The organism is Salinicola sp. 4072 (assembly GCF_036663415.1).
GTDB classification, from domain to species: domain Bacteria; phylum Pseudomonadota; class Gammaproteobacteria; order Pseudomonadales; family Halomonadaceae; genus Salinicola; species Salinicola salarius_A.
The window spans coordinates 21,214-47,749 of the sequence record NZ_JAXOVV010000021.1 but is presented as its reverse complement, the minus strand read 5'-3'; the positions used below and the strand labels follow the sequence as shown (position 1 = coordinate 47,749).

The 26,536-nt window shown below is 63.5% G+C and carries 24 protein-coding genes; 7 read left to right on the top strand and 17 right to left on the bottom strand.

Features of this window, described 5'->3' with window-relative positions; genetic code table 11:
- Positions 1 to 16: 16 nt before the first annotated feature.
- The 3 genes from holA to leuS form a co-directional block, all read right to left on the bottom strand.
- Positions 17 to 1,075 (bottom strand): DNA polymerase III subunit delta, encoded by a 1,059-nt coding sequence (gene holA, locus R3F72_RS14045; protein WP_071230364.1) that lies wholly within the window; start codon positions 1,073 to 1,075, stop codon positions 17 to 19.
- A complete protein-coding gene (locus R3F72_RS14040; protein WP_332779959.1) occupies positions 1,072 to 1,560 on the bottom strand; it encodes an LPS-assembly lipoprotein LptE in 489 nt (162 codons plus the stop codon). Before R3F72_RS14040 ends, holA begins: the two co-directional genes overlap by 4 nt.
- Before the next feature lie 126 nt (positions 1,561 to 1,686).
- Positions 1,687 to 4,272: a leucine--tRNA ligase gene (leuS, locus tag R3F72_RS14035; RefSeq protein ID WP_332779958.1), complete on the bottom strand. Its 2,586-nt coding sequence runs from the start codon at positions 4,270 to 4,272 to the stop codon at positions 1,687 to 1,689.
- 321 nt (positions 4,273 to 4,593) lie between these two features.
- Here leuS and R3F72_RS14030 point away from each other — a divergent pair, with 321 nt between their 5' ends.
- On the top strand, positions 4,594 to 5,136 hold the full coding sequence (locus R3F72_RS14030; RefSeq protein ID WP_332779957.1) for a zinc ribbon-containing protein: 543 nt from the start codon (positions 4,594 to 4,596) through the stop codon (positions 5,134 to 5,136).
- Between the two features lie 82 nt (positions 5,137 to 5,218).
- Positions 5,219 to 6,583, top strand: a complete 1,365-nt coding sequence (locus tag R3F72_RS14025; protein ID WP_332779956.1) for an alpha/beta hydrolase family protein — start codon at positions 5,219 to 5,221, stop codon at positions 6,581 to 6,583.
- A 46-nt stretch (positions 6,584 to 6,629) separates the two neighbouring features.
- Here the strand turns inward: R3F72_RS14025 and R3F72_RS14020 are convergent, their stop codons facing one another.
- The 7 genes from R3F72_RS14020 to miaB form a co-directional block, all read right to left on the bottom strand.
- On the bottom strand, positions 6,630 to 8,000 hold the full coding sequence (locus R3F72_RS14020) for an MFS transporter (RefSeq protein WP_332779955.1): 1,371 nt from the start codon (positions 7,998 to 8,000) through the stop codon (positions 6,630 to 6,632).
- Positions 8,001 to 8,127: 127 nt separating this feature from the next.
- The gene (gene hglS, locus R3F72_RS14015; protein ID WP_332779954.1) at positions 8,128 to 9,501 is read right to left on the bottom strand and encodes a 2-oxoadipate dioxygenase/decarboxylase HglS; all 1,374 of its coding nucleotides are present in this window, start codon (positions 9,499 to 9,501) and stop codon (positions 8,128 to 8,130) included.
- Between the two features lie 270 nt (positions 9,502 to 9,771).
- The gene (gene lnt / locus R3F72_RS14010; RefSeq protein ID WP_332779953.1) at positions 9,772 to 11,259 is read right to left on the bottom strand and encodes an apolipoprotein N-acyltransferase; all 1,488 of its coding nucleotides are present in this window, start codon (positions 11,257 to 11,259) and stop codon (positions 9,772 to 9,774) included.
- 89 nt (positions 11,260 to 11,348) lie between these two features.
- Complete coding sequence (locus R3F72_RS14005; RefSeq protein ID WP_071230372.1) at positions 11,349 to 12,242, bottom strand: HlyC/CorC family transporter; 894 nt, start codon at positions 12,240 to 12,242, stop codon at positions 11,349 to 11,351.
- Positions 12,243 to 12,545: 303 nt separating this feature from the next.
- A complete protein-coding gene (gene ybeY / locus R3F72_RS14000; RefSeq protein ID WP_087718711.1) occupies positions 12,546 to 13,031 on the bottom strand; it encodes an rRNA maturation RNase YbeY in 486 nt (161 codons plus the stop codon).
- The gene (locus R3F72_RS13995; RefSeq protein WP_083387181.1) at positions 13,028 to 14,032 is read right to left on the bottom strand and encodes a PhoH family protein; all 1,005 of its coding nucleotides are present in this window, start codon (positions 14,030 to 14,032) and stop codon (positions 13,028 to 13,030) included. Before R3F72_RS13995 ends, ybeY begins: the two co-directional genes overlap by 4 nt.
- 291 nt (positions 14,033 to 14,323) lie before the next feature.
- Entirely contained in the window at positions 14,324 to 15,673 is a 1,350-nt protein-coding gene (miaB, locus tag R3F72_RS13990; protein WP_087718712.1) for a tRNA (N6-isopentenyl adenosine(37)-C2)-methylthiotransferase MiaB, read from the bottom strand.
- Positions 15,674 to 15,949: 276 nt separating this feature from the next.
- On the opposite strand from miaB, the gene R3F72_RS13985 reads away from it, so the two are divergent.
- From R3F72_RS13985 to R3F72_RS13970, 4 genes are all read left to right on the top strand, one after another.
- Entirely contained in the window at positions 15,950 to 16,279 is a 330-nt protein-coding gene (locus R3F72_RS13985) for a DUF1820 family protein (protein WP_071230376.1), read from the top strand.
- A 58-nt stretch (positions 16,280 to 16,337) separates the two neighbouring features.
- Entirely contained in the window at positions 16,338 to 16,514 is a 177-nt protein-coding gene (locus tag R3F72_RS13980) for a hypothetical protein (RefSeq protein WP_157957044.1), read from the top strand.
- Between the two features lie 73 nt (positions 16,515 to 16,587).
- Complete coding sequence (locus tag R3F72_RS13975) at positions 16,588 to 17,181, top strand: TIGR04211 family SH3 domain-containing protein (protein ID WP_256961161.1); 594 nt, start codon at positions 16,588 to 16,590, stop codon at positions 17,179 to 17,181.
- 19 nt (positions 17,182 to 17,200) lie between these two features.
- Positions 17,201 to 17,833, top strand: coding sequence for a thiopurine S-methyltransferase (locus R3F72_RS13970; protein ID WP_087718713.1), 633 nt, complete (start codon positions 17,201 to 17,203; stop codon positions 17,831 to 17,833).
- A gap of 142 nt (positions 17,834 to 17,975) precedes the next feature.
- Here R3F72_RS13970 and R3F72_RS13965 read toward each other — a convergent pair whose 3' ends face one another.
- From R3F72_RS13965 to ggt, 7 genes are all read right to left on the bottom strand, one after another.
- The gene (locus R3F72_RS13965; protein WP_087718714.1) at positions 17,976 to 18,569 is read right to left on the bottom strand and encodes a YajG family lipoprotein; all 594 of its coding nucleotides are present in this window, start codon (positions 18,567 to 18,569) and stop codon (positions 17,976 to 17,978) included.
- A 107-nt stretch (positions 18,570 to 18,676) separates the two neighbouring features.
- Entirely contained in the window at positions 18,677 to 19,777 is a 1,101-nt protein-coding gene (locus tag R3F72_RS13960) for a sulfate/molybdate ABC transporter ATP-binding protein (RefSeq protein ID WP_332779952.1), read from the bottom strand.
- Positions 19,774 to 20,601, bottom strand: coding sequence for a sulfate ABC transporter permease subunit CysW (cysW, locus tag R3F72_RS13955; protein ID WP_035411899.1), 828 nt, complete (start codon positions 20,599 to 20,601; stop codon positions 19,774 to 19,776). The genes R3F72_RS13960 and cysW overlap by 4 nt, the downstream gene beginning before the upstream one ends.
- Positions 20,601 to 21,455: a sulfate/thiosulfate ABC transporter permease CysT gene (gene cysT / locus R3F72_RS13950; protein WP_332779951.1), complete on the bottom strand. Its 855-nt coding sequence runs from the start codon at positions 21,453 to 21,455 to the stop codon at positions 20,601 to 20,603. Before cysT ends, cysW begins: the two co-directional genes overlap by 1 nt.
- Positions 21,452 to 22,480: a thiosulfate ABC transporter substrate-binding protein CysP gene (gene cysP / locus R3F72_RS13945; protein WP_332779950.1), complete on the bottom strand. Its 1,029-nt coding sequence runs from the start codon at positions 22,478 to 22,480 to the stop codon at positions 21,452 to 21,454. Before cysP ends, cysT begins: the two co-directional genes overlap by 4 nt.
- A 166-nt stretch (positions 22,481 to 22,646) precedes the next feature.
- Positions 22,647 to 23,810 (bottom strand): MFS transporter, encoded by a 1,164-nt coding sequence (locus tag R3F72_RS13940; protein WP_332779949.1) that lies wholly within the window; start codon positions 23,808 to 23,810, stop codon positions 22,647 to 22,649.
- Between the two features lie 79 nt (positions 23,811 to 23,889).
- A complete protein-coding gene (gene ggt / locus R3F72_RS13935; protein WP_332779948.1) occupies positions 23,890 to 25,650 on the bottom strand; it encodes a gamma-glutamyltransferase in 1,761 nt (586 codons plus the stop codon).
- 198 nt (positions 25,651 to 25,848) lie between these two features.
- Between ggt and rpe the strand changes: the two genes are divergently transcribed.
- Positions 25,849 to 26,535, top strand: coding sequence for a ribulose-phosphate 3-epimerase (rpe, locus tag R3F72_RS13930; protein ID WP_332779947.1), 687 nt, complete (start codon positions 25,849 to 25,851; stop codon positions 26,533 to 26,535).
- Position 26,536 lies beyond the last annotated feature (1 nt).

Below are 26,536 nucleotides of genomic sequence, written 5' to 3'. Positions count from 1 at the left end.
AGTCCGGTAAAAGACGTCAAGCGGTACGGTAGGCGTAAGGCATTTCCGCCAGCAAACCGCGACCGCCGGCCAGCGTGAGGGCGAGATCCTGCAGGCAATCCCACACCGGCAGGGCGACGGCGCCCTTGATGGCCAGATCGATGCGCTGTGCGAACAGCAGCAGCTTGTGCAGACGACGCTGGGGGAGTCGCTTGAGTGCCTGCTGATAACCGGGACGGCGCTTTTCCGGAATCATCGGCCGCTGCGCCTTGCAGGCGTGTTCCAGACTCTGACCCTGGTCGAGATGCTGGAAGATCGACAGCAGAGTACGTAGCTCGCGGGTCAGTGCCCACAGAATGACCGGCGCTTCGACACCTTCCTGACGCAAGCCGCGCACGATCCGCGCGACTCGATCACGGTCGCCTTTCAGGCAGGCATCCGTGAGCGTGAAGACATCGTAACGCGCACTACTTTCGACCCCGTTGGCGATGGCGCTGACATCGAGGCGGGCGTTGGGCGGCATCAGCAGCGCCAGTTTCTGCAGCTCCTGGTCGGCTGCCAGCAGGTTGCCCTCGGTGCGCTCGCCGAGAAGTCGGGCCGCGTCCATGTCCATGGTGAAGCCATAGCGATTGGCCCGGTCACGCATCCAGAAGCCCAGGCGCTGGTGATCCACTGGCCACACCGGGACGAACACGCCCAGCTTGTCCAGCGTCTTGAACCATTTGCTCGATTGCGCCTTGCGGTCCAGACGCTGGCTGGACAGCAGCAGTACGTTATCGCTGTCGCCGGCCTGTTCGGCGTAAGCCTCGAGGGCCTTGCCGCCATCCTGGCCGGGCGACTGTCCGCCCAGCCGGACTTCGATCAGCTTGCTCGACGCGAACAGCGACAGGCTGGAAGCCGATTCCAGCAGTTGAGTCCACTGAAAGCCCGACTCCACATGCATGACCTCTCGTTCCTCGATGCCACGCTCGCGGGCAACCCGGCGAACGGCATCGCAGGCCTCGAGATGAATCAGCGGCTCGTCGCCTGCCACCATTACCACCGGCGGCAGACGTTTCTTGAGCGCGTCTTCCAGCTTGTCGGGAAATACCTTCATGGGGTCTCGAGCGCATCCAGTCGATCGATCAGTTGGGTCGCCGCGTCTCGACGCAGCTGCCGGATGGCCTCGTTGCGCACTTCTTCACCGGAATAGATGTCGTCGGTCGACAGCAATACCGTCGTCGACGCTTCCAACTGCTGCTGATTCAACAGGTAGGCGTCGTCTGATTCGCGCTGAACGGAGAAGGGTGCCGTCAGCGTGACTTCGGTTTCGCGGCTGCCGGAATCGGAGCGCGTGAGCCGATTCTCGCTGATTCGCTCGTCGCCGAGGTTGAGGCGGATGTCCGCCGTGTCGCTGATACGCGTGCCGGCATTCTCCAGCGCGCGACGAACCTCCTCGCTGAACGGCGAGACGTTGGCGTTGAGATTCAGCTCCGGGATAGCCAGGGTCGGCTGATTCAGGCCACGGAGCTGGAAGCCGCAGCCGGCCAAGGCAGTCAATGACACGGCCATCAGGCCGGCCAGAACGGTGCGACGCATCATGAGAAGCTCCTTTTGACATGACGGCACCGCTTTCGCAGTGCCGGATGGGTCCGATATCGAACGTTGCCGCTTGGCAAGGTTCCAGGTGGCAACGTTTCAGATGGCAACGTTTCAGATGGCAACGGCTCAGTTGGCGACGATATTGACCAGCTTGCCGGGAACGACGATGACCTTGCGCACGCTCTTGCCTTCGATATGGCGCTGCACGTTCTCCTCCGCCAGGGCGAGGGACTCTACCGCGGCCTTGTCGGCCTCTGCGGGCACGTCCAGGCGGGCACGCAGCTTGCCGTTGACCTGCACCACCATCTCGATGCTGGCCTTGACTAGTGCGTCTTTGTCCACCGTCGGCCAGGCCGCGTCGATGACCGGCTCCTGATGGCCCAGTGCCTGCCACAGCGCATGGCAAGCGTGCGGGGTGATCGGCGCCAGCAGCAGGACGCAGGCTTCGATGGCTTCGCGACTGACGGCGAGACCCTGCGGCGAGGTATCGTCGAAACGGCCCAGCGCGTTGGTCAGCTCCATCACCGCGGCGATAGCGGTATTGAACGTGGTACGACGTCCGATGTCGTCGCCGGCCTTGGCAATGGTCTCGTGTGTCTTGCGGCGCAGATCCTTTTGCGTATCGTCGAGCGCGTTCACGTCGAGCGACGCCGGCGTTCCCGCCGCGACATGATCGGCAACCAGCTTCCAGAGCCGCTTGAGGAAGCGATGCGAGCCCTCGACGCCGGAATCCGACCATTCCAGGGATTGTTCCGGCGGCGCGGCGAACATCATGAACAGGCGCACGGTATCCGCACCGAAGCGATCGATCATCGCCTGCGGGTCGACGCCGTTGTTCTTCGACTTGGACATCTTCTCGATGCCGCCCATCTCGACCGGCTGCCCGTCGCTGATCAGTTTGGCACTGGTCGGGCGCCCCTTGTCGTCGCGCTCGACTTCCACGTCGGCCGGGTTGAACCACTCCTTGCCGCCGTTTTCCGTTTCGCGATAGAAGGTCTCGGCGATGACCATGCCCTGGGTGAGCAGGCGCTGGAACGGCTCGTCGCCGTTCACCAAGCCTTCGTCACGCATCAGCTTGTGGAAGAAGCGGGCGTAGAGCAGGTGCAGAATGGCGTGCTCGATACCGCCGATGTAGAGATCCACCGGCAGCCAGTAGTTGGCGCGATCGTCGAGCATCGCCTCCGGGTTGTCGGCGCAGCAGAAACGGGCGTAGTACCAGGAGGACTCCATGAAGGTGTCGAATGTATCGGTTTCACGCGTCCAGCCGTCGCCCAGATCGTAGAACGCCGGCATCTTCTTGAGCGGTGAACCCGAAGCGTCGACCTCGACCTCCTGAGGCAACGCGACTGGCAGTTCATCGTCGGTGAGCGGAACGGTCTGGCCATCCGGGCCATACTTGATCGGGATCGGCGCGCCCCAGTAGCGCTGGCGAGCGACACCCCAGTCGCGCAGACGATAGTTGATCTTGATCTTGCCGCGACCCTGGGATTCGAGCCTGGCGGCGATCGCATCGAACGCGGCTTCGAACTCGAGGCCATCGAATTCGCCGGAGCGAATCAGCTTGCCGTGCTCGACGTAGGCGCCGCCGGAGAGATCCGGCGCGTTGCCTTCGGCATCGGCGATCACGGGCTGGATCGGCAGTTCGTACTTGGTGGCGAACTCCCAGTCGCGCTGATCGTGGGCAGGTACGGCCATCACGGCGCCGGTGCCGTACTCCATCAGCACGAAGTTGGCGACGAAGATCGGCACTTCCTGACCGGTCAGCGGATGAATGGCGCGATAGCCAGTGTCGCGGCCGCGTTTCTCCATGGTCGCCAGCTCGGCTTCGGAATTGCCGCCTTGCTGGCATTCGATCAGGAATTCGGCCATGGCCGGATCCTGTTCGGCGGCCTGCTTGGCCAGCGGATGACCGGCTGCCACCGCGACGTAGGTGACCCCGAACAGGGTATCCGGGCGCGTGGTGTAGACGTCGAGACGCTCGGTCTGTTCGTCGCCGTCCTCGCCCTTGACGTCGAAGGAGAGCTCGACGCCGCGGGATTTGCCGATCCAGTTGCGCTGCATGGTCTTGACCTGCTCGGGCCACTCGACCTTGTCGAGATCGGCCAGCAGCTCATCGGCGTAGTCGGTGATCTTGAGGAACCACAGCGGGATCTCCTTGCGCTCGACCCGCGCGCCGGAACGCCAGCCGCGACCATCGATGACCTGTTCGTTGGCGAGCACGGTCTGGTCGACAGGGTCCCAGTTGACCGTCGACATCTTCTTGTAGACGACGCCTTTCTCGACCAGCTTGGCGAAGAACCACTGCTCCCAGCGGTAGTAATCGACATCGCAGGTGGCGAATTCACGATTCCAGTCGTAGGCGAACCCCAGCGCCTTGAGCTGGCCGCGCATGTAGTCGATGTTCTCGTAGGTCCACTTGCCGGGCGCCACCCGATTCTTGATGGCGGCGTTCTCGGCCGGCATCCCGAAGGCGTCCCAGCCCATCGGCTGCAGCACGTTTTTGCCCTGCATGCGCTGGAAACGCGTGACCACGTCACCGATGGTGTAGTTGCGCACATGGCCCATATGCAGCTTGCCGCTGGGATAGGGGAACATCGACAGGCAGTAGAACTTCTCGCGCGTCGCATCCTCGACGGCCTTGAAGCTCTGGTGCTGGTTCCAGTATTGCTGGGCGGCGTTTTCAATCGCTTGCGGGTTGTACTGTGCGTCCATCGGTTTGGTCAGGCACCTTGCGTTCAGCGTATGGGAGCGCCAGAGTCCCCGCAAAAAGCTATACTCATCACAGACGAAAAGCGCGGGGCCGGCTTGATTTTTCAGGCCCACAAGCATACCCCAGACCCATCGTCGCAAGTAAGAGCCTGGCGCTGGCGGGGTGGATTTTGGGCGAATAGGGCGCCTGACAGACAAGGCACGGTGCGCAGGGTTCGTCAGGAAGGGCCGGGCAATGAAAGCCAGGCAAATCGACCAGCAGCAACTCGATCGGCAACGACTCGATCAGTAACGACTCGATCAGTAACGACAAGGGGAATAGCCATGGATGAGCAACAGTCACGACCCGAGGCGCGTTCCCGTCTCAGCGAAGCGTACGAGCGCATTCTGACCCGATTGAAGGACGGCGGCGGGGAGCTCTCCTGGGAGAGTTTTCAGAAGGAACTCGACGAGGCGGTGGCATTCGAAGCCGAATTCGAGGAGTTCACCAAGGACGAGGTGGCGCTGCTGCGAGCCTGGGTCGAGCGGGACATGCGTGATTTTCGTCAGTTTCTGGCCAAGGGCGGCGAAGGCGTCGCGACCTGGCTGGGGATCGATCTCGACGTGCTCTCGCGACGAGTCAGCGAAGCGCTGTTCTCGATCGCCGATCGCACCACCATCGACCGCGAACGCTTCGATGACGATCTCGAAGCGGCCCGGGCCGACTATACCGCCGGGGAAGTGGCCCTGCCCGGGCGCATGAGCTGTGTTCACTGCGGGGCTGGCGTGATGCTCGATCAGGTGGCCCGTCTGGACGCCTGTCACGCTTGCGGGCATCGCTATTTCCAGCGCGATTCCGGCGTGCCGTCCTCCGATTCCCAAGCGTAAGCGGGCATCGCCGCCTGAGGAACATTTGGCAGCGAGGTCAGTCGTAACGGCATTCCGTGCCAAAACCGACGAGGGCCCAAGCGTGCCGAAGCCAACTCCCACCTGGCGGCAAGGATTGCTGGTCATCGGCCTGCTGGCGGGATATTGCCATCCGCTACAGGCCGACGAGCTTTCCCTGGATGCCGATTCAATGACCCAGGCCGATTGTCCCGACTGGCTGCCGACCGCCACCCGATGTTTCACCGGCCAGGATACTCACGGCGCCTACTACTGGATCGCGATTCCCGACGACTGGAATCACAAACTGGTTCTGCACAGTCATGGCGGGCCGCGCCCCAATGCCCCGCAACCCGACGATCCTCTCGATATCGACCTGCGTCAGTATGACGTCATGGTTCGCGAGGGTTACGCCTGGGCAGGCTCCAGTTATCGGCGTGGCGGATATGGTGTGCGCATGGCGGCCGAAGACACCGACTATCTGCGACGGCTGTTCGTCGAGCATTTCGGCCAGCCCGAACGCATCTACCTGCACGGGCAGTCCTGGGGCGGTAACGTGGCCGCCAAGGCGATGGAGCTCTACGGAACGGACGACAATGGCCACCATCGCTACGATGGGGCGCTGCTCACCAGCGGCGTGCTCGGGGGCGGTACCCAGGCCTATCAGTTTCGCGCCGATCTCCGCGCCGTCTACCAGTACTACTGCGCCAACCACCCGTATCCTGACGAAACGCAATACCCGCTCTGGGAAGGGCTGCCCAAAGGCGCCGAGATGACGCCGGAGGAACTCAATGCCCGGGTCGACGCCTGTACCGGCGCCGGCCTGCCGGCGGCGCAGCGCACGCTCATCCAGCAGCAGACGCTGAACAATATCGTCGATGTCGTGCGGATTCCGCCCGGCACGCTGAAGGCGCACATGCGCTGGTCGACGTTTCTGTTTCAGGACATGGTCGAGCAGCGTCTCGGCGGTGCGAGTCCGTTCTCCAACCGCAACGTACGCTACCGGGGCTCGAGCAACGACGAGGCGCTCAACAAGGGGATCTCCCGCTTCGACGAGGATGCCCGGGCGGTCGAGAAGCTTGGCGCGGATGCGGGGCTGAGCGGGAATACCGACATCCCCACCGTGACCATGCACGCCATCGACGACCCGATCATCTTCGTCGAGAACGAATGGCTATACCGGCGCGCACGCCAGGATAGCGGCACGGCCGACTCGCTGGTCCAGATCTATACCGACGAAGCTCGACACAGCAAGCTTTCCACGCCGCAATATGCCGCTGCGCTGGAATCCCTCGACCGCTGGGTCGAGCGCGGTCACAAGCCTACACCGGAGGCGGTTGCCCAGTACTGCGAAACGCGGGAAGCCGCTGTCTACGATGGCGGTTGCCATTTCGACACGGATTACGAAGTCGCCGACTGGCGGGCCAGAATCTATGCCCGCCAGCCGTGAGCGGCTTGCCGATGGATCAGCCAGCCGTGAGCGGCTTGCCGATGGATCAGAGAGCCGGCTGGGCGGCGGATTTCGGAGCGCGCTGCCATTCGGATTCGTCGGCGTTCAAGGCACGATGGGCGGATTCCGGCAGGCGCAGACCACCCCACATCGCCAGCAGCGTGATTGCGATCAGGTAGATCGCCGGCGACAGGTTGTTGCCGGTACGCTCGATCAACCACGTCGCGACCAGCGGTGCCGTGCCGCCGAAGATCGTGTAGGAGACGTTGTAGCAGAGCGCCGAGGCGGTGTAGCGCACGCGTGTCGGGAACTGCTCCGACAGCAGGACCGCCGTGACTACGCCGCAGATCACCGCGCCCACCGCCATCAGCATCGCGCCGATCAGCGATGCCCACCATTCTCCGCTGCCGGCCAGCGTATAGGCGGGAAATACGGCAGCGATCAGACAGATCCCCGCCGTCAGTATCGTTCGGCGCCGTCCGACGCGGTCGGCATAACGGCCGACGAACGGGCACAACGCCGCCGCGAAGATCAGCGCGCCGAGGCTGGCCAGAAGGGCGGTGGTCCGCGAGGCGCTTCCGACAACCTGCATGTAGGTCGTGAAGTAGGTGGTGAACATGTAGAACGATAGCGCCGTGACCGAGATGAACGCGCTCAGGCTGACGATGGTCGCGCCATGCGTGCGCACGGTTTCCTTCAATGGTGCCTGCGGAACGGCGTGTTGCGCTTTCAGGGCCTGGAAGGCGGGAGATTCGTCCAGACGCAAACGCATGTAGAGCCCGACCAGTCCCAGTGGTGCGGCGATCAGAAACGGTACGCGCCAGCCCCAGGCATTCAGAGCTTCCTCTGACAGCAGGGCACTGATGACGAAGGTCAATGCCGCGGCCGTAGCGAAGGCCAGAAAGGTCGAAACCGGGACGAAACTGCCATAGCGCGCCTTGCGATGGGTGGGCGCGTGTTCCATCACGAAGGCGCAGGCACCGGCATACTCACCGCCGGCGGAGAAGCCTTGAACGCAGCGAGCCAGCGCCAGTGCCAGCGGGGCGAACAGGCCAACGCTTGCATAGGTCGGCAGGATGCCGATCAGCGTCGTGGCTCCGGCCATCAGCAGTACGGTCACCGCCAGAATGCGCTTGCGTCCGATCCTGTCGCCGAGCATGCCGAAGAAGATGCCGCCCAGCGGGCGCAGGGCGAACGAGACCGCGAATACGGCGAATGTCTGCAGTAGCGCCAGGGAATCGTCCCCCGGCGGGAAGAAATGCTGCGATATGACCACGGCCAGAAAGCCGTAGACGGCAAAATCGAACCACTCGACGAAATTGCCGATTACCGAAGCCGCGATTACCTTGCGTAGCGTGGAGAGATCGACGTCGGTCGAGACCGATGCGGTCGCATTGTTATTGTTGACCGTAGCCATTGCCTGTCTCCATGAGGTTCCGGGAGGGAAGCTCCCAGCCTATGGTGACGGGCGGCACGCTATCGCCATGCAAGCGACGAGAAGTGTTCCGGCAGCGACCACCGACGAATCGACGCTGCCGTTCTGCTCAACCATCCAGCCCCAACTGCTGCCGCACGCGAGCCAGAGAGTCCTCCTGCAACCGGCCGTAGAGTTCGAACTCGTCGTGAACCGGCCGGCCGAGGGCGAGCTCGAAGGCGCCCTGATTGGATTCATTGGCATACGCCTGGTGTCGGGCATCGCCGAGATTCGACTGGAAGATGCCGGCGGCGCTGACCGGCAGAAAATCCTCGTAGGTGATCGGCGTGGCGTCGATCCAGTCTGCTGCCAGGGCCTCGTCCAGCGAGGCCGGGGCTGGCTCGCCGTCGGCCAGGCGTTGGCGGCCGCTCTCGCTGATCGCGTAATGGAAGTAGGCCAGCGCGTCACGCTGCAGCGCGTCCAGGTCATCCGGGAATGCCGTGAAGTACTCGCTCAATTGGCGCTGGTGGGCGAGATTGTCGGCGGCGGGCGGCGCCTGGCGGGACTTGGCCAGCAATTCATCGTACAGCGCGCGCCCCTTGGGCGTCAGCGCCATGCCGCGCTGCTCGATCTCGCCAAAGCGAGCGGTATGGGTGCCGCCATCGCTGCCGGCGAAGCGCACCGGCTCTTCCAGTGCCTTGAAGCTGGTCTGGCGTAGCAGAATGGGCCACTCGCGCTTGGGTGGGCCTTCGATGACGGCCTTGGGCGTGATTCCGTAGTCGGGCATGGCAGCCTGGGCGGCATCGATATCCAGCGTGCGCGGGGTGAGATGATTGATATGCGGGCCGCGAAAGCAGACCACGTCGGCGATCAGGCGATGGGCGTCGTGCAGCGCCTGGTAGGTCTCGTGATCGACGGTCGCGTCGCGGTGCCAGCGGAAGGTTTCGAGGATCTCGGTCACGAAGCGCTCGGCCTGGTCGCGGTCGAAGCCGCCCTGGCGCTCGCCGAGTTCGATCAGCTCGCGGGCCGCCGGCGTGAAGATGTCGCGTTCGGCAAGGATCGAGGCGGCCTGGCGGCGCAGGTCGTCGTTCTCGATCAGCTCCAGGCGCAACAGCGACGTGAAGACGCGGAAAGGATTGCGCCGGAGCGAATCCTCGTCGATGGGGCGGAAGGCGGTGGAGTGAACCGGCACGCCCGCTTCCGACAGGTCGTAATAGCTCACCGGGAACATGCCCATCAACGCGAAGACCCGCCTCAGCGTCGACAGCTCCTCGGCGGTGCCGACGCGAATCGCCCCGTGGCGTTCGACATCCAGGCGCGACGTTTCGTTCTGAGCATCGAGCCGGGCGGCCAGTGCCGGGTCCGCTGCCAGCGTCTCGCGGTTGATGTTGGCGACCAGTTCCAGTAGATCGCCGTATTGCGGCACTTCCTGGCGGTACATGTCGGACATGGCTTGCGAGAAGGCGCTGCGGATATCGTCGGGAGAGACCAGGGACAGTGTCATGGCGAACTCGATGACTGGAAATGAAGACTTCCATCCAACGCTATCGTCACTCGCGAGGCAAGTGTCTTCCTGCGAGCGGGAACCAATCGATAAACCGGCGTCGCATATTGAAAAAGCGGAGGTGGGAAGAAAGAAGAGAGAAGAGGGTGGATCGAGATGTGTTGGAGGACGGGATCGTTCCGGAAACGGCGCCGTCACCCTCGCTGGATTCGAAGGCGAATCCTGACAGAGTGGCGGTGCCGTCTATCTATTTTCCTGTGTTCTATCTTCCTACGCCGGCTGGCGGACCTTCCACACCAGCGCCGGGGCCATCAGCAGCAACGACAATATCCAGGTCGGCCAACTACCGGTGCGCGTGAACGGTGTCAGCCCGGTCATCGGGACGACATCGCCGACCACGCTGGCAGTTTCGAACTGCGGCGCCTGCTCCCGCAACTGGCCCTGGTCGTCGATGATCGCGGTAACGCCGTTGCTGGTGGCGCGAATGACGTAGCGACCGTTCTCCAGCGCGCGCAACTGCGCCATCTGCAAATGCTGGAGGGGGCCGATCGAGCGACCGAACCAGGTGTCGTTGGAGACCGTCAGCAGTACGTTGGCATCGCGCGCGCGCTCCGCGACCAGATCGGGATAGACGATCTCGTAGCAGATCGCGCTGCCGATGGCGACGCGATGAGTGAGGATCGGCGGCTGGGAGTCGGCGCCAGCAGCGAAGTCGGACATCGGCAGATTGAAGAAGTCGATGATGCCACGCAGCAAGAAGTCCAGCGGCAGGAATTCGCCGAACGGCACCAGGTGGCTCTTACGGTACTCGCCGCGGAGGTCTCCCACGCCCGTGATGGCATTGTAGTAACGCCCGGCCTCGTCGCGCTGAACGATGCCGGTCAGCAGCGACGTCTCCGGGGGGAGCGTCGATTGCAGTCGAGCCATGAACGGGCGCGCCTGCTGCTCGAACATGGGCAGTGCCGTTTCCGGCCACACGATGATGTCGACATCGTCGGGTTGCTGGCGCGTCATGCGGGTATAGGTGTTGACGGCGTTGCGCTGGCCCTCGGTGCTCCACTTGGAAAGCTGGGGCAGGTTGCCCTGCAGCAGCGCGACCCGCAGCGGATCGGCGGCCTGCGATGTCCAGTGGGTGGGCAGGGCCAGCGGCACCAGCCACAGCAGGGCGACGGGCGCGACCGCCCACCAGTGCCGACGGCAGAATTCGACCAGTAGCGTGCCGCTGAGCGCGATGATCAGCGACAGCAGATAGACGCCACCGATCGGCGCCCAGGGCGCCAGCGGCGAATCGACATGGGCGCTGCCCAGCAACAGCCACGGGAAGCCGGTGAACGCCCAGCTACGAAAGGCTTCGCCCAGTACCCAGACCCCGGCAAAGCTGAGGAAGGCCAGCCGGGGCGAGGTGAACCGCCGGTAGAGACCGAAGATGAACGCGTGGAACAGCGCCAGCGTGGCGACGAACAGCGCGGTCAGAAACAGCGCCAGCGGCACGCCGGTATAGCCGTAGTCGTGGATCGAGACGTAGACCCAGGAGGTGCCGGTCCCGAACAGCCCGACGCCGAACAGCCAGCCGCGCAGGGCGGCCTGACCCACGCTCAGGCGGTGGTGATCGAGATACATCAGGGCCACGGCGACCGGACCCAGCCACCAGAGGTGGAAGGGGGCGAAGGTGAGCGTGGAGAACCCGCCGGCGACCAGCGCAGCGAGATAGCCCGGCCAGGGTCGACGGGCGGAAATCAACGGCTTGGCTTGCGGCATGTCGGGGGCACTCCTTGCGAAAAGTGCCCCTTATATCAAAGTTGCCGATCGAATGCGTCAAGTGCCTGCAAGCCGAAGGGCGGAATCGATCAGCTTTCGATACGGCGCGGGGAGTCGCTTTCGACCTCGGCCGGCACCGGCCTGGCCTGCAGTAGGCGGATCCGTCGATTATCGGCATTGAGGACGGTGAATCGCCACTCGCCGAGATCGGTATGTTCGTTGCGACCGGGCAGGTGGCCAAAGCGCTGCATGATCAAGCCGCCGACGGTATCGAACTCGTCGTCGGAGAAGGCCGTGTCGAAATGCTCGTTGAAGTCCTCGATCGGCGTCAGCGCGCGGACGGCATAGGTGCCGTCGCCCATGTCGCGAATGTCCTCTTCCTCGTCGGTGTCATGCTCGTCCTCGATATCGCCGACGATCTGCTCGAGGATGTCCTCGATGGTGACGATACCGGCTGTGCCGCCGTACTCGTCGACCACGATCGCCATGTGATTGTGGGTGTCGCGGAACTCCTTGAGCAGGCTGTTGAGGCGTTTGGACTCGGGAACGAACATCGCCGGGCGCAGCACATCGCGCAGCTCGAACGCCTCGCGCTCCTGGGGATTGCCCTTCAGCAGCGGCAGCAGATCCTTGACCAGCAGAATGCCGATGACGTCATCGAGATTGTCGTCGATGACCGGGTAACGGGAGTGTGCGGTTTCCAGGATGATCGGCAGGCAATCTTCCGGGCGCTGCGTCACGTTGATCGCGGTGACCTGAGAGCGCGGAATCATTACCTCGCGCACCTGCTGGTCGCTGATCTGGAAGGCACCTTCGATGATGGTCAACGCATCCTGATCGAGGTTCAGCCTAGGGCCGGCCTCGCGCAGAAAGGTGAGCAGCTCTTCGCGGGAGCTGGGTTCATCGAAATCGCTAGAGAAGGTACTGATGAGTTTATCCAGCCAGGATCGACTGTTCTGGCTACTCGATCGGTCTTCGCTCATGACTGTGGTCTCTTGTCCTCGGATGACGCACGGAAGGGGAAAACGATGGCGCGCCGGCATGACGCCCGCGCGCGTGGCCGCACCGCACTAAACGGGGGCTCGATAACAGCATGTGTTGAATCGATGGTCGATGTCCGAAGGGGCCCGTCCGCAATCCGGGAGCGGCTAGGCGGAGGCTCGTCAGGCTGTTCGGCCGTCAAGCTCGGGGTCTCGCTTGATCCTTCCCGGCCCTCGTTCCAGGCAGGGCAGGAAGGTCTCGTCGGTGTCGGCATGGCGATGAATGTTAGCGTCGTGGGTCGGCGTCTAGACATCGGGTTCCGGATCGATGACACGATAGGGGTCCGTGATGCCAAACTGGGTGAGCAGCGTTCTTTCCAGCGCTTCCATCTGCTCGGCTTCCTGATCATCTATATGGTCATGGCCGAGCAAATGCAAGCAACCGTGTATTACCAGATGGGCGTAGTGCGCCTGGGTCGACTTGTGCTGTTCCTGCGCTTCGCGCACCACGATGTCGTGGCAGATCACCAGATCGCCGAGCAGGGGAAGCTCGATTCCGGGCGGCGTCTCGAAGGGAAAGGAGAGCACGTTGGTCGGCTTGTCCTTGCCGCGATAGTCGCGATTGAGCTGCTGGCTCTCGTCCCGTTCGACGAAGCGGATCGTCAACTCGTGGCGGCCATCGCCTTCCTGGTCGAGCACGGCACCGACCCAGGCTTCCAGCTCCGCCTGTGTCGGAAGGGCGGCTTCGGCCTCGGTGCCGACGGCAATCTGACGGTCGATCTCGGGACTCATGATTCGCCTTGATCCCGCTGGGATTCCGCGTCGAGGCGTGCCTGACGACGGTCTTCCCGGCGCTGGCGCTGGGCCGCTTCCTCGGTTGCCTCGTGGATGTCGTAGGCTTCGATGATGCGCTGCACCAGCGGATGGCGAACGACGTCCTTGGGTGCAAACTGGGTAATCCCGATGCCGGCCGTGTCGCGCAGCACTTCGAGCACGTGAATCAGGCCGGAGCTCGAGCCACGGGGCAGGTCGACCTGGGTCGCATCGCCGGTGATCACCGCCGTCGAGCCGAAGCCGATACGGGTCAGGAACATCTTCATCTGCTCGCGCGTGGTGTTCTGGCTCTCGTCGAGAATGATGAAGGCATTGTTGAGCGTCCGCCCGCGCATGTAAGCCAGCGGGGCGATCTCGATGATCTGGCGTTCGATCAGCTTGTTGACGTGCTCGAAGCCCAGCATCTCGTAGAGCGCGTCGTAGAGTGGGCGCAGGTAAGGATCGATCTTCTGCGCCAGATCGCCCGGCAGGAAGCCGAGCTTCTCGCCGGCCTCGACGGCCGGACGTACCAGCAGGATGCGTCTGACCTCCTGACGATTGAGCGCCTCGACCGCCGCCGCGACCGCCAGATAGGTCTTGCCGGTGCCCGCCGGGCCGATACCGAAATTGATGTCGTGGCGGCGGATGCTGGCGACATAACCCTGCTGGTTGAAGCCGCGGGGCTTGATCAGCGTTCGCGGCGTCCGGATGAGCAGGCCGCCGGCTTCGATGTCGCCGGTTTCCTCTTCCAGCGCCTCGACGCCGGACTCCTGAAGATAGAGATGCACTGTATCCGGCGTCAGCTCGTCGGCTTCGGTCTCGCGGTAGAGGTGTTCGAGCACGTTGGCCGCTGCCTTGACGCTGGCATCCGGGCCCGCAAGCTGGAAGACGTTGCCGCGATTGCGCAGCGTCACGCCGAGGCGGGCCTCGACCAGCTTCAGGTGTTCGTCGCGCTGGCCGCAGAGATTGGCCAGGCGCATGGGATCGTTGGGTTCGAGTGTCAGGGACACGACGCGGCTGTCAGACTGTTGGTCTTGGGTCAACGCAAAGAGATCCGTTGGTTTGAAAAAGTTGGCTTGGAAAAAGGTGCAACTTGAAAACTTATCGCCAGCTTACTGCGCCGCTTCCTGTCGAGGCAATGACCGGGATTAACCTGCACCTGGTTCCGACAGGCTCTCCCGCGTATCGAATGCGAATCAGTCTGGCGGAGCAAGGCGAGGCACGGAGCGCCTCGCCTTGCGTCAGGCTAGATGAGGGCGATTGGCGCTAACTCAATAGCGGTCGGCGGATACCAGCTCGCCACGCAGTGAATTGGGCAGGGCTTCGGTGATGGTGACGTCGACGAAATAGCCGATCAGCGACGTCGGATCTTCGGCCCGGAAGTTGACGACACGGTTGTTTTCGGTACGCCCGGAAAGCTGCCCCGGATCCTTGGGCGAGAAGCCGGTGACCAGAATCCGCTCCCGGTTCCCCACCATGCGGCGACTGATCTGCTGCGTCTGCTGGTTGAGCCGATCCTGCAGGATCGCCAGGCGCTGCTTTTTCGTCTCCACGGGAGTGTCGTCCGGCAGGCTGGACGCCGGCGTGCCGGGACGCTTGGAATAGATGAAGCTGAACGAGGCATCGAAGCCGATGCGATGGATCAGGTCCATGGTGTCTTCGAAGTCCTCGTCGGTCTCGCCGGGGAAGCCGATGATGAAGTCCGAGGAGAAGCTGATGTCCGGACGCAGCGCCCGGATGCGCTCGAGCTTGTCGATATACATGTCCCGGCCGTGGCCGCGCTTCATGGCAGCAAGAATGCGATCCGAGCCCGACTGCACCGGCAGGTGCAGGTGGCTGACCAGCTCCGGAATCTCGCCGTAGGCCTCGATCAGGCTGTCGGTGAACTCGACCGGGTGCGAAGTGGTGAAGCGAATGCGATCGATGCCGTCCACCGCCGCCACGCAGGCGATCAGTTCCGCCAGATCGATTTCGTCGCCGCTCTCGTCCAGGCCGCGATACGCGTTGACGTTCTGGCCCAGCAGGTTGATTTCGCGCACGCCCTGTTCGGCCAGGTGAACGACTTCTTCCATTACCGACTCGAAGGGGCGCGATACCTCTTCGCCGCGAGTGTAGGGCACGACACAGAAGGTGCAGTACTTGGAGCAGCCTTCCATCACCGAGACGAACGCAGTCGCGCCGTCGGATTTCGGCTTGGGCAGATGATCGAACTTCTCGATCTCGGGAAAGGTCACGTCCACGGTCTGGATCGGTGTCGCGCTCTTGCTGCGGGCATCCAGCATGGTGGGAAGCCGATGCAGCGTCTGCGGGCCGAACACCATGTCGACATGAGGCGCGCGCTTGCGAATTTTCTCGCCTTCCTGGCTGGCGACGCAGCCGCCGACACCGATGACCAGATCCGGGTTCGCGGCTTTCAGCTTCTTCCAGCGACCGAGCTGGTGGAAGACCTTTTCCTGCGCCTTTTCGCGAATCGAACAGGTGTTGAGCAGAATGACGTCGGCTTCACTTTCGTCATCGGTCATTTCCAGACGATGAGATTCGCCGAGCAGATCCGCGATACGGGCGGAGTCGTACTCGTTCATCTGACAGCCGTGAGTCTTGATGAAGAGCTTCTTCGTCATAGGTTGCGTTGCTGCGGCCATGCGCGCGTCACCGATGCCCCGTGGAAAAACTGAAGAGGAGAGACAGGAAAGACGGCGCCCAGCCAGTGTGCGCGCCGTTCAGGCCTTCTCGAGAACGCGGCATTATACGGGGGATGAGGCCATACAGCCAACCCGTGCCGCTCGCACGGCGCCATGGCTGTGGTACCCTTGCGCCTATTTGAGACGCCATGATGCCGCGTTCGCGGACAGGACGAACCGGCTGCGTGGCAATGATATCGAGAGAGCCGTTCATTTATGCCCAGCAAGCCGATCTATCGGGTCGTGTTCCACAACCAAGGTGAAGTTTGGGAACTCTACGCCAGAGAGATCTTTCAAAGCGACCTGTGGGGGTTTATCGAAGTCGAGGCCTTCGTGTTCGAGGATCAGACCAAGGTGGTCGTCGACCCCGGTGCGGAGAAGCTTCGGCGCACGTTCGATGGGGTCAATCGCAGTTATATTCCCTACAGCGCCATCGTGCGGATCGACGAAGTCGAGCGCGGCGGCGTAGCCAAGGCCGTGAAGGCCGAGGGCAATGTCACCGAGTTCCCGCGGCCGATGGCCTGGCCACCGCGGGACGATGGCTGAAACGAGCCGGTTAGAGTGGCCGATACCGACCGGCCGATGGGTGGAACGAGGTTAGAAAATGACGGATTGGTCAGATTTTCACCAATTTGTCGTCAATGCCGAAGCAGCCGGTGAATGGCATGATCGCTGCGCAGGTTGTCCAAATGGTTATCCACAGAAAGTGTGGATGATTGAATCACCGCCCTCGCAGGAAGCGATGCGCGGTCTCATCGTCGCCCAGTTCATCGTCACATGAGCACGAAATGCCCAACCGTTACCGACTAGCCATTTAAGATCACGACGATATGTTGAAAATTCGAAATGCAGTCATGGGTTGCGCCTTGGGCGCGGCCCTGTTTTCCGCCTCCGCCGTGGCTCAGGATGGCCACTGGGTCAGTGATTCATTGACCACGTTCGTGCGCAGTGGCCCCACCGACGGCTACCGCATCGTGGGAACGCTCACCAGTGGTGATCCCGTTACCGTGCTGCAGACCCAGGGCGACTATACGCAGGTGCGCGGCCCCGACGGCGACGAGGTATGGGTCCAGTCCCAGTTCATCCAGGACCAACCCAGCGCCCAGCAGCAACTGCCGGCGCTCCAGAAGAAGGTGGACGAACTGACCACGCGGCTCGATGGCATCGATGACGAGTGGAATCAGCGGGTGGCCGACATGCGCAACGAACTGGAAGGCCGTCAGGCGCAGGTCGACGAGCTGCAGGCCACCAATAATCAGCTCAATCAGGCCTATTCTCAGGCGGAGAGCAAGATGCGCGAGATGCAGGCGCGTCTGGATACCCAGGAAGAAGATCTGCTGATGCGCTACTTCATGTATGGCGGCGGGGTGGCTGGCGCGGGGCTGATCGTCGGCCTGATCGTGCCGCATCTGCCGCGCCGCCGGCGCAAGCGCGACCGCTGGTTCTGAGCCTGCCTGAGGAGTCGTGATGACCGCCGCGGATTGGTTGCAGCGCTGGCAGGAAGGACGCATCGGGTTTCATCGCGAGATGCCGCACCCGGCGCTGGAAAGGCACTGGCCGCGACTCGGGCTGGACGCCGGCGCCAAGATCCTGGTGCCGTTGTGCGGCAAGAGTCGGGACATGCGCTGGCTGGTCCAGCGCGGTAATCCGGTACTGGGAGTCGAGCTGTCGCCCCTGGCGATCGAGCAGTTCGTGGCGGAAGGCGATCAGCCCGCGCTTCGCTACCGCCGATCCGGGTTCGAGTGCACGCGGCAGGGGAGCGTCGAGCTGTGGTGTGGCGACTTCTTCCACTTTCAGGTGGATGAAGCGGCCGAGCTGGCGGGCTTCTACGACCGCGCCGCCCTCATTGCACTACCACCGGCGACGCGTCAACGCTACGCTCACCATCTGGCGCAACTGCTGTTGCCGGGCAAGCGCGGCCTGCTGGTCACCCTGACCCATGACGACCCGGAGCGCGGCCCGCCGTTCAGCGTCTCCCACGAGGAAGTCCGGGCGCTGATGGCCCCCAATTTCGAGCTGACGCTGTGCGAGGTATCGGAGGCCGAAGATGGCCTGACCGAAAGCGTGTGGCAGTTGGTGAGACGGGGCCCGTCGCTCTAGTTGTCACCGAGGTGTCGTCCGGTCGTGGTCCCGTGTGGCGTCGTCCCGGGCTGCCCAAAGCCGAAGCCCGAAACGAGAGAACCGCCTGCCACGGTGATGTGGCAGGCGGTTCTTCGCATTCGGCGGAGACTTCCGGGCGGGATCAGCGGGCCAGCAGACTGGCCAGTTGCTGATCGCGGAAGGTACGGTCCAGGGCATTACCCAACAGTTCGCTCACCATGCGGTTGTTGGTATCCCAGTCCGGCTTCACGGCGTAGCTCTGGGAGCGCTTGGCGGTATAGCGACCGGTGTAGGTGTTGCCGCCATTGACCACTTCCGCCTGGATGATCGCCTGGAGCTGGGAGGCGTCCAGCAGCGGCTGCTCGGCAGTACTGCGGGCGTAGGCCAGGTCGGTCAGCGTCAGGGTCAGCGAAGGGCCGCCGGCGTTGCTGCTGGTCGGGTTGAATCCCATGCTGCGCAGGGCGTTTTCCGCCTGGACACGGATCTTGGGAATGACATCATTGGCCTCGACGGTAATCGTCGAGGTTGCCGACGGGCTGCCCGAGCGCGTGCCGATGACGCTGCTGTCGCGTCCATCGACCACTTCCAGCGAGACCGACTGGCCGCTGCCGGTATGCGAAAAACCGCCGCTGACCTTGGGACTCACGGACAGAATCTGGGGGCTCTGGGCACAGGCCGCCAGCAGGCCGAGCAACAGCAGTACGGCCAAGCCTTTGAGCACAAACCATTGACGCATAACAGTGAACCTCTCGAGTCGTGGAAACGGCGCGACCATTATAGACGTTGGCCACAAGTTTCCGGAATGCGACGAAGCCTCCTGAGGCCGTGACCTAGACTGCCGCCTCAGGAGACCGACAGCGGCGCCAATGTCTGTGGTCGTGAGGTATCGAAGCGATGCAGACGGCTGGGCTGGGCGAAGAGCCGTTTGCCACGGGTGATCGCCAGGCGCTCGAAATCCGCATGGCTGATCGTGGCCAGCCACGGTTCGCCCAGCCAGTCCGCCTCCAGCTCGAGGCGAACTTCGGCGCCTACCGGCACGACGGCCGTGACGCTGACCGGCAAGTGCGCGCGGGGGCTGGGCTGCTCGTCCAGGCGGACTTCGTGGGGCCGCAGCAGCAGTTCCTGACGACCATTCTCGACGCCGGGTGCCGCCACCCACGCGTTGCCGCAGGTGAGGATTTCCTTCTCGATATCGCCCTCGATCCGGTTGACGTCACCGAGGAACTCGAACACGAAGCGATTGGCGGGTTGGCGATAGAGCGTATCCGGCGTCGCGATCTGTTCGATCCGGCCGTTGCTCATCACCACCACGCGATCCGACAGTTCCAGCGCCTCTTCCTGGTCGTGGGTCACGAATAGGCTGGTGAAGTGAAGCTCCTCGTGAAGATGGCGCAGCCAACGGCGCAGCTCCTGGCGTACCTTGGCATCCAGCGCGCCGAACGGCTCGTCGAGCAGCAGCACATCGGGCTTCAGCGCCAGCGCCCGCGCCAGCGATACGCGCTGCTGTTGCCCGCCGGAGAGCTGGGCCGGGAAGCGCTCGGCGAAATCCTGGAGTCGGACCATCTCCAGCAGCTGCATTACCCGCGAACGAATCTCGCCGCTCGAAGGTCGCTGCGAGCGCGGCATGGCGGTCAGTCCGAAAGCGACGTTGTCGAACACGCTCATGTGGCGGAACAGAGCGTAGTGCTGAAACACGAACCCGATGCGCCGATCGCGCACGTGAACTCGCGTCACGTCGCGTTCGCCGAAATGGATCGAGCCGCTGTCGGCCTGTTCCAGCCCGGCCACGATGCGCAACAGCGTGGTCTTGCCGGAACCGGAGGGGCCGAGCAGGCCGATCAGTTCGCCATCGTGAATATCGAGATCGATAGGCTCGAGGGCGCGGGTGTGGCCATGTCCCTTGGAACCATAGGTCTTGTCGATCTGCGAGATGCGGATACTCATGTCGCGGTCTCCCGGCGCGCAGCGCGCCATTCGAGTGCGGCCTTGGCGGCCAGCGTCAGTAGCGCCAGCAGCGCCAGCAGCGATGCACTGGTAAAGGCACCGACGGTGTTGTAGTCCTGATAGAGCTGTTCGACCTGAAGCGGCAGGGTGTTGGTTTCGCCGCGAATCGCCCCGGCGACCACCGAGACCGCGCCGAACTCGCCGACTGCGCGGGCGTTGGTCAGGATCACGCCGTAGAGCAGGGCGTGGCGAATGTTCGGCAGCGTCACGCGACGGAAAATCGTCCAGCCGGAAGCGCCCAGCGTCACGGCTGCTTCTTCCTCGCGAGAGCCTTGCGCCTGCATCAGCGGAATCAGCTCGCGGGCGACGAACGGGCAGGTGACGAACAGCGTGACCAGCACGATGCCCGGCCAGGCGAACATGATCTGGATGTCGTGGGCGTCGAGCCAGCCGCCGAGCCAGCCATTGCGCCCGTAGAGCAGCAGGTAGACCAGGCCGGCGACTACCGGCGAGACGGCAAACGGAATGTCGATCAGCGTCTGCAGCAGGCGGCGGCCGGGGAAATCGAAGCGCGTCACCAGCCAGGCCAGGAACACCCCGAAGACCAGATTGACCGGCACGGTGATTACGGCGACCAGCAGCGTCAGGCCGATGGCGGCAAGCGTGTAGTCGTCGCTCAGGTTCTGCCAGTAGACATCGATGCCGCTCATCAACGCCTGGGCGAAGATCGCCACCAGCGGCAGCAGCAGGAACAGCGCCGTCAGCACCAGGGCGGCGCCGATCAGCAGACGGCGGACACGCGGTGCGTCACCGATCCGTATCATCAGCCGCGCCCTCCGTGCAGTCGTTTGATGAAGCGGCCTTGCCACAGGTTGATCGCCAGCAGCAGGGCAAGCGAGGTGGCGAGCACGATCGAAGCGACCGCCGAGGCACCGGCGTAGTCGTACTCCTGCAGCTTGACGAAGATCATCAGCGAGGTGATCTCGGTTTCGTAGGGCTTGCCGCCGGCAATGAAGATCACGGCGCCAAACTCGCCTAGCGAACGCACGAAGGCGAGCCCGGTACCGGTGACCAGCGCCGGCCACAGGTAGGGCAGGATCACCCGACGGAACGCATGGCTGTCGCTGGCGCCGAGCGTCATCGCGGCTTCGTCCACTTCGACGGGGAGATCTTCCAGTACCGGCTGCACGGTACGAACAACGAACGGGATGCTGGTAAAGGCCATCGCCAGGGCGATCCCGATCCAGGTGTAGGAGATCGAAATGCCTAGCGGCTCCAGCAGGCGCCCGATCCAGCCGTTACTGGAATAGAGCGTCGCCAGAGTGATGCCCGCGACGGCAGTGGGCAGCGCGAACGGCAGGTCCATCAGCGCATCGACCAGACGCTTGCCGGGGAACTCGTAGCGTACCAGTACCCACGCCATCAGCAGCCCGAACGCGGCGTTGAAGAGGGCCGCTACCGCGGCGCCGAAGAGCGTCACGCCATAGCTTGCCAGCAGGCGCGGGTCCGTGATCAAAAACCAGTACTGCGACCAGCTCAACTGCGAGAGCTGCCCCACCAGGCTGGTCAGGGGCAGCAGCAGAATCAGCGAGACGAAGGTCAGCGAGATGCCGAGCGAGAGGCCGAAGCCCGGCAGCACTCGGCGTTCGCGGCGCCAGGTCAGAGCGTGTGCGATCATCGGCGCTGAAGCTGATCCAGTTCACCGCCGCTGGCGAAGTGCGTTTCCATCGCCTCGGGCCAACTGCCGAAGACGTCCTCGACACGCAGCAGTTCGGCTTTCGGGAACTGGTCGCTGAACTCCTCGGCCACCTTCTCGTCGTTGACGCGATAGTTGAACCCGGCCAGCAATCGCTGTGCTTCCTCGGTGTAGAGGTAGTCGAGATAGCCCTTGGCCAGATCCTCGTTGCCGTTGCGCTCGGCGTACTCGTCGACCACGGCGACCGGGAACTCGGCGAGAATACTGACCGGCGGTACGACGACTTCGTAGTCGTCCTTGCCGTATTCGTTACGGATGTTGTTGACCTCGGACTCGAAGGTGATCAGCACGTCGCCGATACCGCGCTCCACGAACGTCGTGGTGGCGCCCCGACCGCCGGTGTCGAACACCTCGACGTTGCCGAGGAACGTGCTCATGTAGTCCTCGATCCTGGACTCGTCGCCGTCGAAGGCCTGGTCGGCGTAACCCCATGCTGCCAGATAGGTATAGCGCCCGTTGCCCGAGGTCTTGGGGTTGGGGAAGACGAGAGAGACATCATCCCGCGCCAGGTCGTCCCAGTTCTCGATCTGCTTGGGGTTGCCCTTGCGCACCAGGAATGCGGTCGTGGAGTAGTAGGGCGAGGCGTTATTGGGATAGCGGTCCTGCCAATCCTCGGCGACCAGGCCGGCATCGGCCAGCACGTTGACGTCGGTCACCTGGTTGAAGGTCACCACGTCGGCACGCAGCCCCTGCATGATCGAGCGGGCCTGCGTCGAGGAGCCGCCGTGGGACTGCTTCACACTGACGGTCTCGTCGTGCTGGGCCTGCCACCAGTCGATGAACTTGGGGTTGACCGCGGCGAACAGTTCGCGAGCGATGTCATAGGAGGAGTTGAGCAGTTCACGCGGTTCGTCCTGGGCCTGCGCGGGCGACAGGGCGCCGAAAGTCAGCGCCAGCCCGACGGCGGACGCGGCAAACAGCGAGCGAGGCTTGGAAAACCAGGTCATGGGTCAGTCCCCTAGGATTTATTGGCAATGGCGGCAAGGCTAAATAAACCAGAATGGAATGACAATTCGTTTCAATAGAACGTTTAATTATAAATTTGCTCGGTAACTCTATAAGCCCAGACGTTCATGAGCCTGGGGCGCGATCACGCCAGGGACTCCTCGCCAGTCATCGATTCAGGCGAGATGTCTTGCCGAGTCGGCGGAGGGCAAGCAACCCCAGCAACGGACCGGGAAGTAGCCACCAGGCGATCGTCGCCTCGAGGACGGGTAGCCATGGCACCAGCAGGCCTATCGAGACGGCGGAGATAGCGAATCCGATGGCGTTCTGCAGCGTCAGCGCACTACCGACCAGCGTGGCGGGACAAGCGTTGGCGGAGAGCGCCGAAAACTGCGGCGAATCGATCACCGCGAGCAGGCTCCACGCTGCCAGATACACCACCAGAGCAGCGAAACCGGCATGCGGGGCCATCCAGGGGTAGAGCAGACAGCCTATCGCCGAGCCGGCCAGCCCCAGGATCGCGACCCGGCGACTGCCCAGATGCTGGCTCAGCCAGCCGCCGAGCCAGCAGCCCGGGGCGCCGACCGCGATCAGGGCGAACGACAGCAGCGACAGCGCTTGGGGAGAAAGGGAGGGGGTGGCCGCAATCAGCAGCAACGGGAGCAGCGTCCAGAGCGTGTAGAGCTCCCACATGTGACCGAAGTAGGCGCCGGCAGCGCGGCGAAAGTCGGCGATGCGAAAGGCCGCCAGCCCGGCCAGGCGCGATGGCGTCGGAGTGGAAGCCCGAGCAAGGGAGGGTGCGTCGCCCAGCCGCCATACGGCGACGCCGGCCAGCAGGGCGAGCAGTGACGCGATCCATAGCGTCAACTTCCAGTCGCCTCCCCAATCGATGCCGGCCAGCAGGTGGGGCATCGCCGTGCCCAGCACCAGCATCCCGACGAGCCATGCCAGTCCCAGTCCGGCGCGCCCGGGCGCCCAGCCCACCATCAGTTTCATGCCGATGGGGTAGATGCCGGCCAGCGACAGCCCAGTGATCAGGCGCAACCCGACCGCTGGCCACAGGCCACCGGCATACGGCAGCAGGGCGTTGGAAAGCGCGCCGACCAGGCATGCCAGGGCGAACAGTCGGCTGGCTTGAGTGCGATCGGCAAGACCGCTGAGGCCCAAGCCGAGCGTCCCCAGCAGGAACCCGAACTGCACCGCACCGGTGAGCCAGCCCAGATCGCCGGTGGCGAGCCCCCACGTCCGCTGGAGATCATCGATCACGGCGTTGGGCGTGAACCACAGCGCGGTGCCGAACCACTCGGCGATGGCAATGATGACAATCGACATCGATTTCCCCGCATCTATCATTCGGATCATCGCCGCCGGGCGATGGCATGTCTGTCGCCTTCGGATCGCGGGTAGCGGCTCAGAGACCCATCGCCGAGGAAGTCGATCGCCGCGGATCGGCACCGCCGGTGAAGGTACCATCGTCCTCGATCAGGATCGACTGCGCAGCGCCCATCGCCTCCTGCTGGCTGACGGTGTGGCCCATCGCTTCGAGCAGGGCGATTGTGTCCGGGCTGATGCCATCCTCGATGCGGATCTCGTCCGGCAGCCACTGATCGTGAATGCGCGGCGCGCTGACGGCACTCTGGATATTCATGCCGTGGTCGATCACGTTCATCACCACCTGCAGCGTGGTGGTGATGATGCGCGAACCACCGGGGCTCCCGGTCACGAGGAAGTTCCTGCCATCCTTCTTGACGATGGTCGGCGTCATCGAGGAGAGCATGCGCTTCTCCGGTTCGATCCTGTTGGCTTCGCCGCCGATCAGGCCGTAGGCATTGGGCGTGCCCGGCTTGGCGGAGAAGTCGTCCATCTCGTTGTTGAGCAAAAAGCCGGCGCCATCGACGACGATGCCCGAGCCGTAGCTGAAGTTGATGGTGTAGGTATTGGAAACCGCCAGTCCGCTGTCGTCGGCGATCGAGAAGTGGGTGGTCTCGTTGGACTCGTACGGCAGCGGATTGCCGGCGGCGATTTCGCTGCTAGGCGTGGCGCGGTCGATATCGATCTGCTGGCGCAATTCCTCGGCGTAGGCTTTCGAGGTGATGCCTGAAAGTGGCACATCAACGAAGTCGGTGTCACCGAGATACTCGGCGCGATCGGCGTAGGCGCGTTTCATCGCTTCGCTCATGACGTGGATCGTGCGTGCCGAATTGAAGCCCATGGCGTGAATGTCGTAGCCCTCGAGCATGTTGAGCATCTGCACGATGTGGGCGCCACCGGAAGAGGGCGGGCTCATGGCGTAGACGTCGTAGCCGCGATATTGGCCATGCACCGGCTCGCGAATCGTTGGTTGGTAGTCGGCGAGATCCTGCGCCGTCATCAGGCCATCATGGTTCTGCATCTCGGCCGCGATCAGGCGCGCTGTCTCGCCTTCGTAGAATTCGCGCGGGCCGTTCGCGGCAATTCGCTCGAGCGTCGCGGCCAGGTCCGGCTGGCGGAACCGCTCGCCGGCGCGATAGAGCGAGCCGTCCGGCTTGAAGAACACCTTGCGCGTCGAATCCCACTGCTTGAGCCGCTGCTGGGACTGTTCGAGACCTTCGGCGAATCGCGGCGGAATGATGAAGCCTTTATCCGCCAGCCTGATCGCGGGCGCCAGCGCCTCGGCGAGACTCATGGTGCCGTACTTATCCAGCGCCAATGCCAGGCCGGCCACGGTGCCGGGCACGCCGGACGCGTTGTGGGTATAGCGGGAAAGCTCGGAAACGGCCTCGCCCTGTTCGTTCTGGAACATGGTCTCGTAAGCGGCGGCTGGTGCCTTCTCGCGGTAATCGATGGCGATGACGTCACCGCTATTCTCGTCGGAAATCAGCATGAAGCCGCCACCGCCGATGTTGCCCGATCGGGGCTGGGTCACCGCCAGCGCGAAGCCGGCGGTCACGGCGGCATCGACGGCATTGCCGCCATCGGCCAGCACGTCGTGGGCGATCTGCGAGGCCAGATAATGGCTGGTGGCGACCATGCCGTGCTCGCCGAGCTGGGGGTGGAATCGCTCCCCTTCAAGGATCGCCGACTGGGCATGCGTCGGTGTCGGGACGAGAGTCGATAACACCGTCGTCAGGCAGACGAGGGACAGGGCGACTCCACGGCGAGTGGATGGCGTGGCAGGAATGAAGCGAGGCATGGAAAGTCCTTCCAATGAATGTTGTTGTCAGTGAGCGAATCGAGATGCGTGGCCAAGACCTGAAGCAGTATAGAAATAGTCGCTTCCAATCGTCTCGCCGGCCATACCGGCGAGGCGGTTTTGCGTCCGGACCCGCCAAAGGTAGCGATGCGTGCGCTAGAATGAGCGCCAACGGCCAGCCTGCATAAGGATTCTTTCATGCACGACTTCAAGATCGCACCCTCCATTCTCTCCGCCAACTTCGCCTGTCTGGGGCAGGAGGTCGAGGACGTGCTGACGTCGGGGGCCGACATCATCCATTTCGATGTCATGGACAACCATTACGTGCCCAACCTGACGATGGGGCCGATGGTGTGCGAGGCGCTGCGCAAGCACGGCATCACTGCGCCGATCGACTGTCACCTGATGGTCAAGCCGGTGGATCGCCTGATCGGCGATTTCATCGACGCCGGCGCCAGCTACGTGACGTTTCATCCGGAAGCTTCGGAGCATGTCGACCGCTCGCTGCAGCTCATTCGCAGCCATGGCTGCAAGGCCGGGCTCGTCTTCAATCCGGCGACGCCGCTTTCCTACCTGGACTACGTCATGGACAAGGTCGACATGATCCTGATCATGAGCGTCAACCCCGGCTTTGGCGGCCAGTCCTTCATTCCGGCGGCGCTGGACAAGCTCCGCGAGGCGCGCCGGCGCATCGACGCCAGCGGGTTACCGATTCGGCTGGAGGTCGACGGCGGCGTCGGCCCGGACAACATCGCCGAGATCGCCGAAGCGGGGGCGGATACCTTCGTCGCCGGCTCGGCCATCTTCAAGGCGCGCAGCCTCGACGACCCCCATCGCTACGACAGCGTGATCGGCAAAATGCGCTCGGCGCTTGCCGGGAACTGAG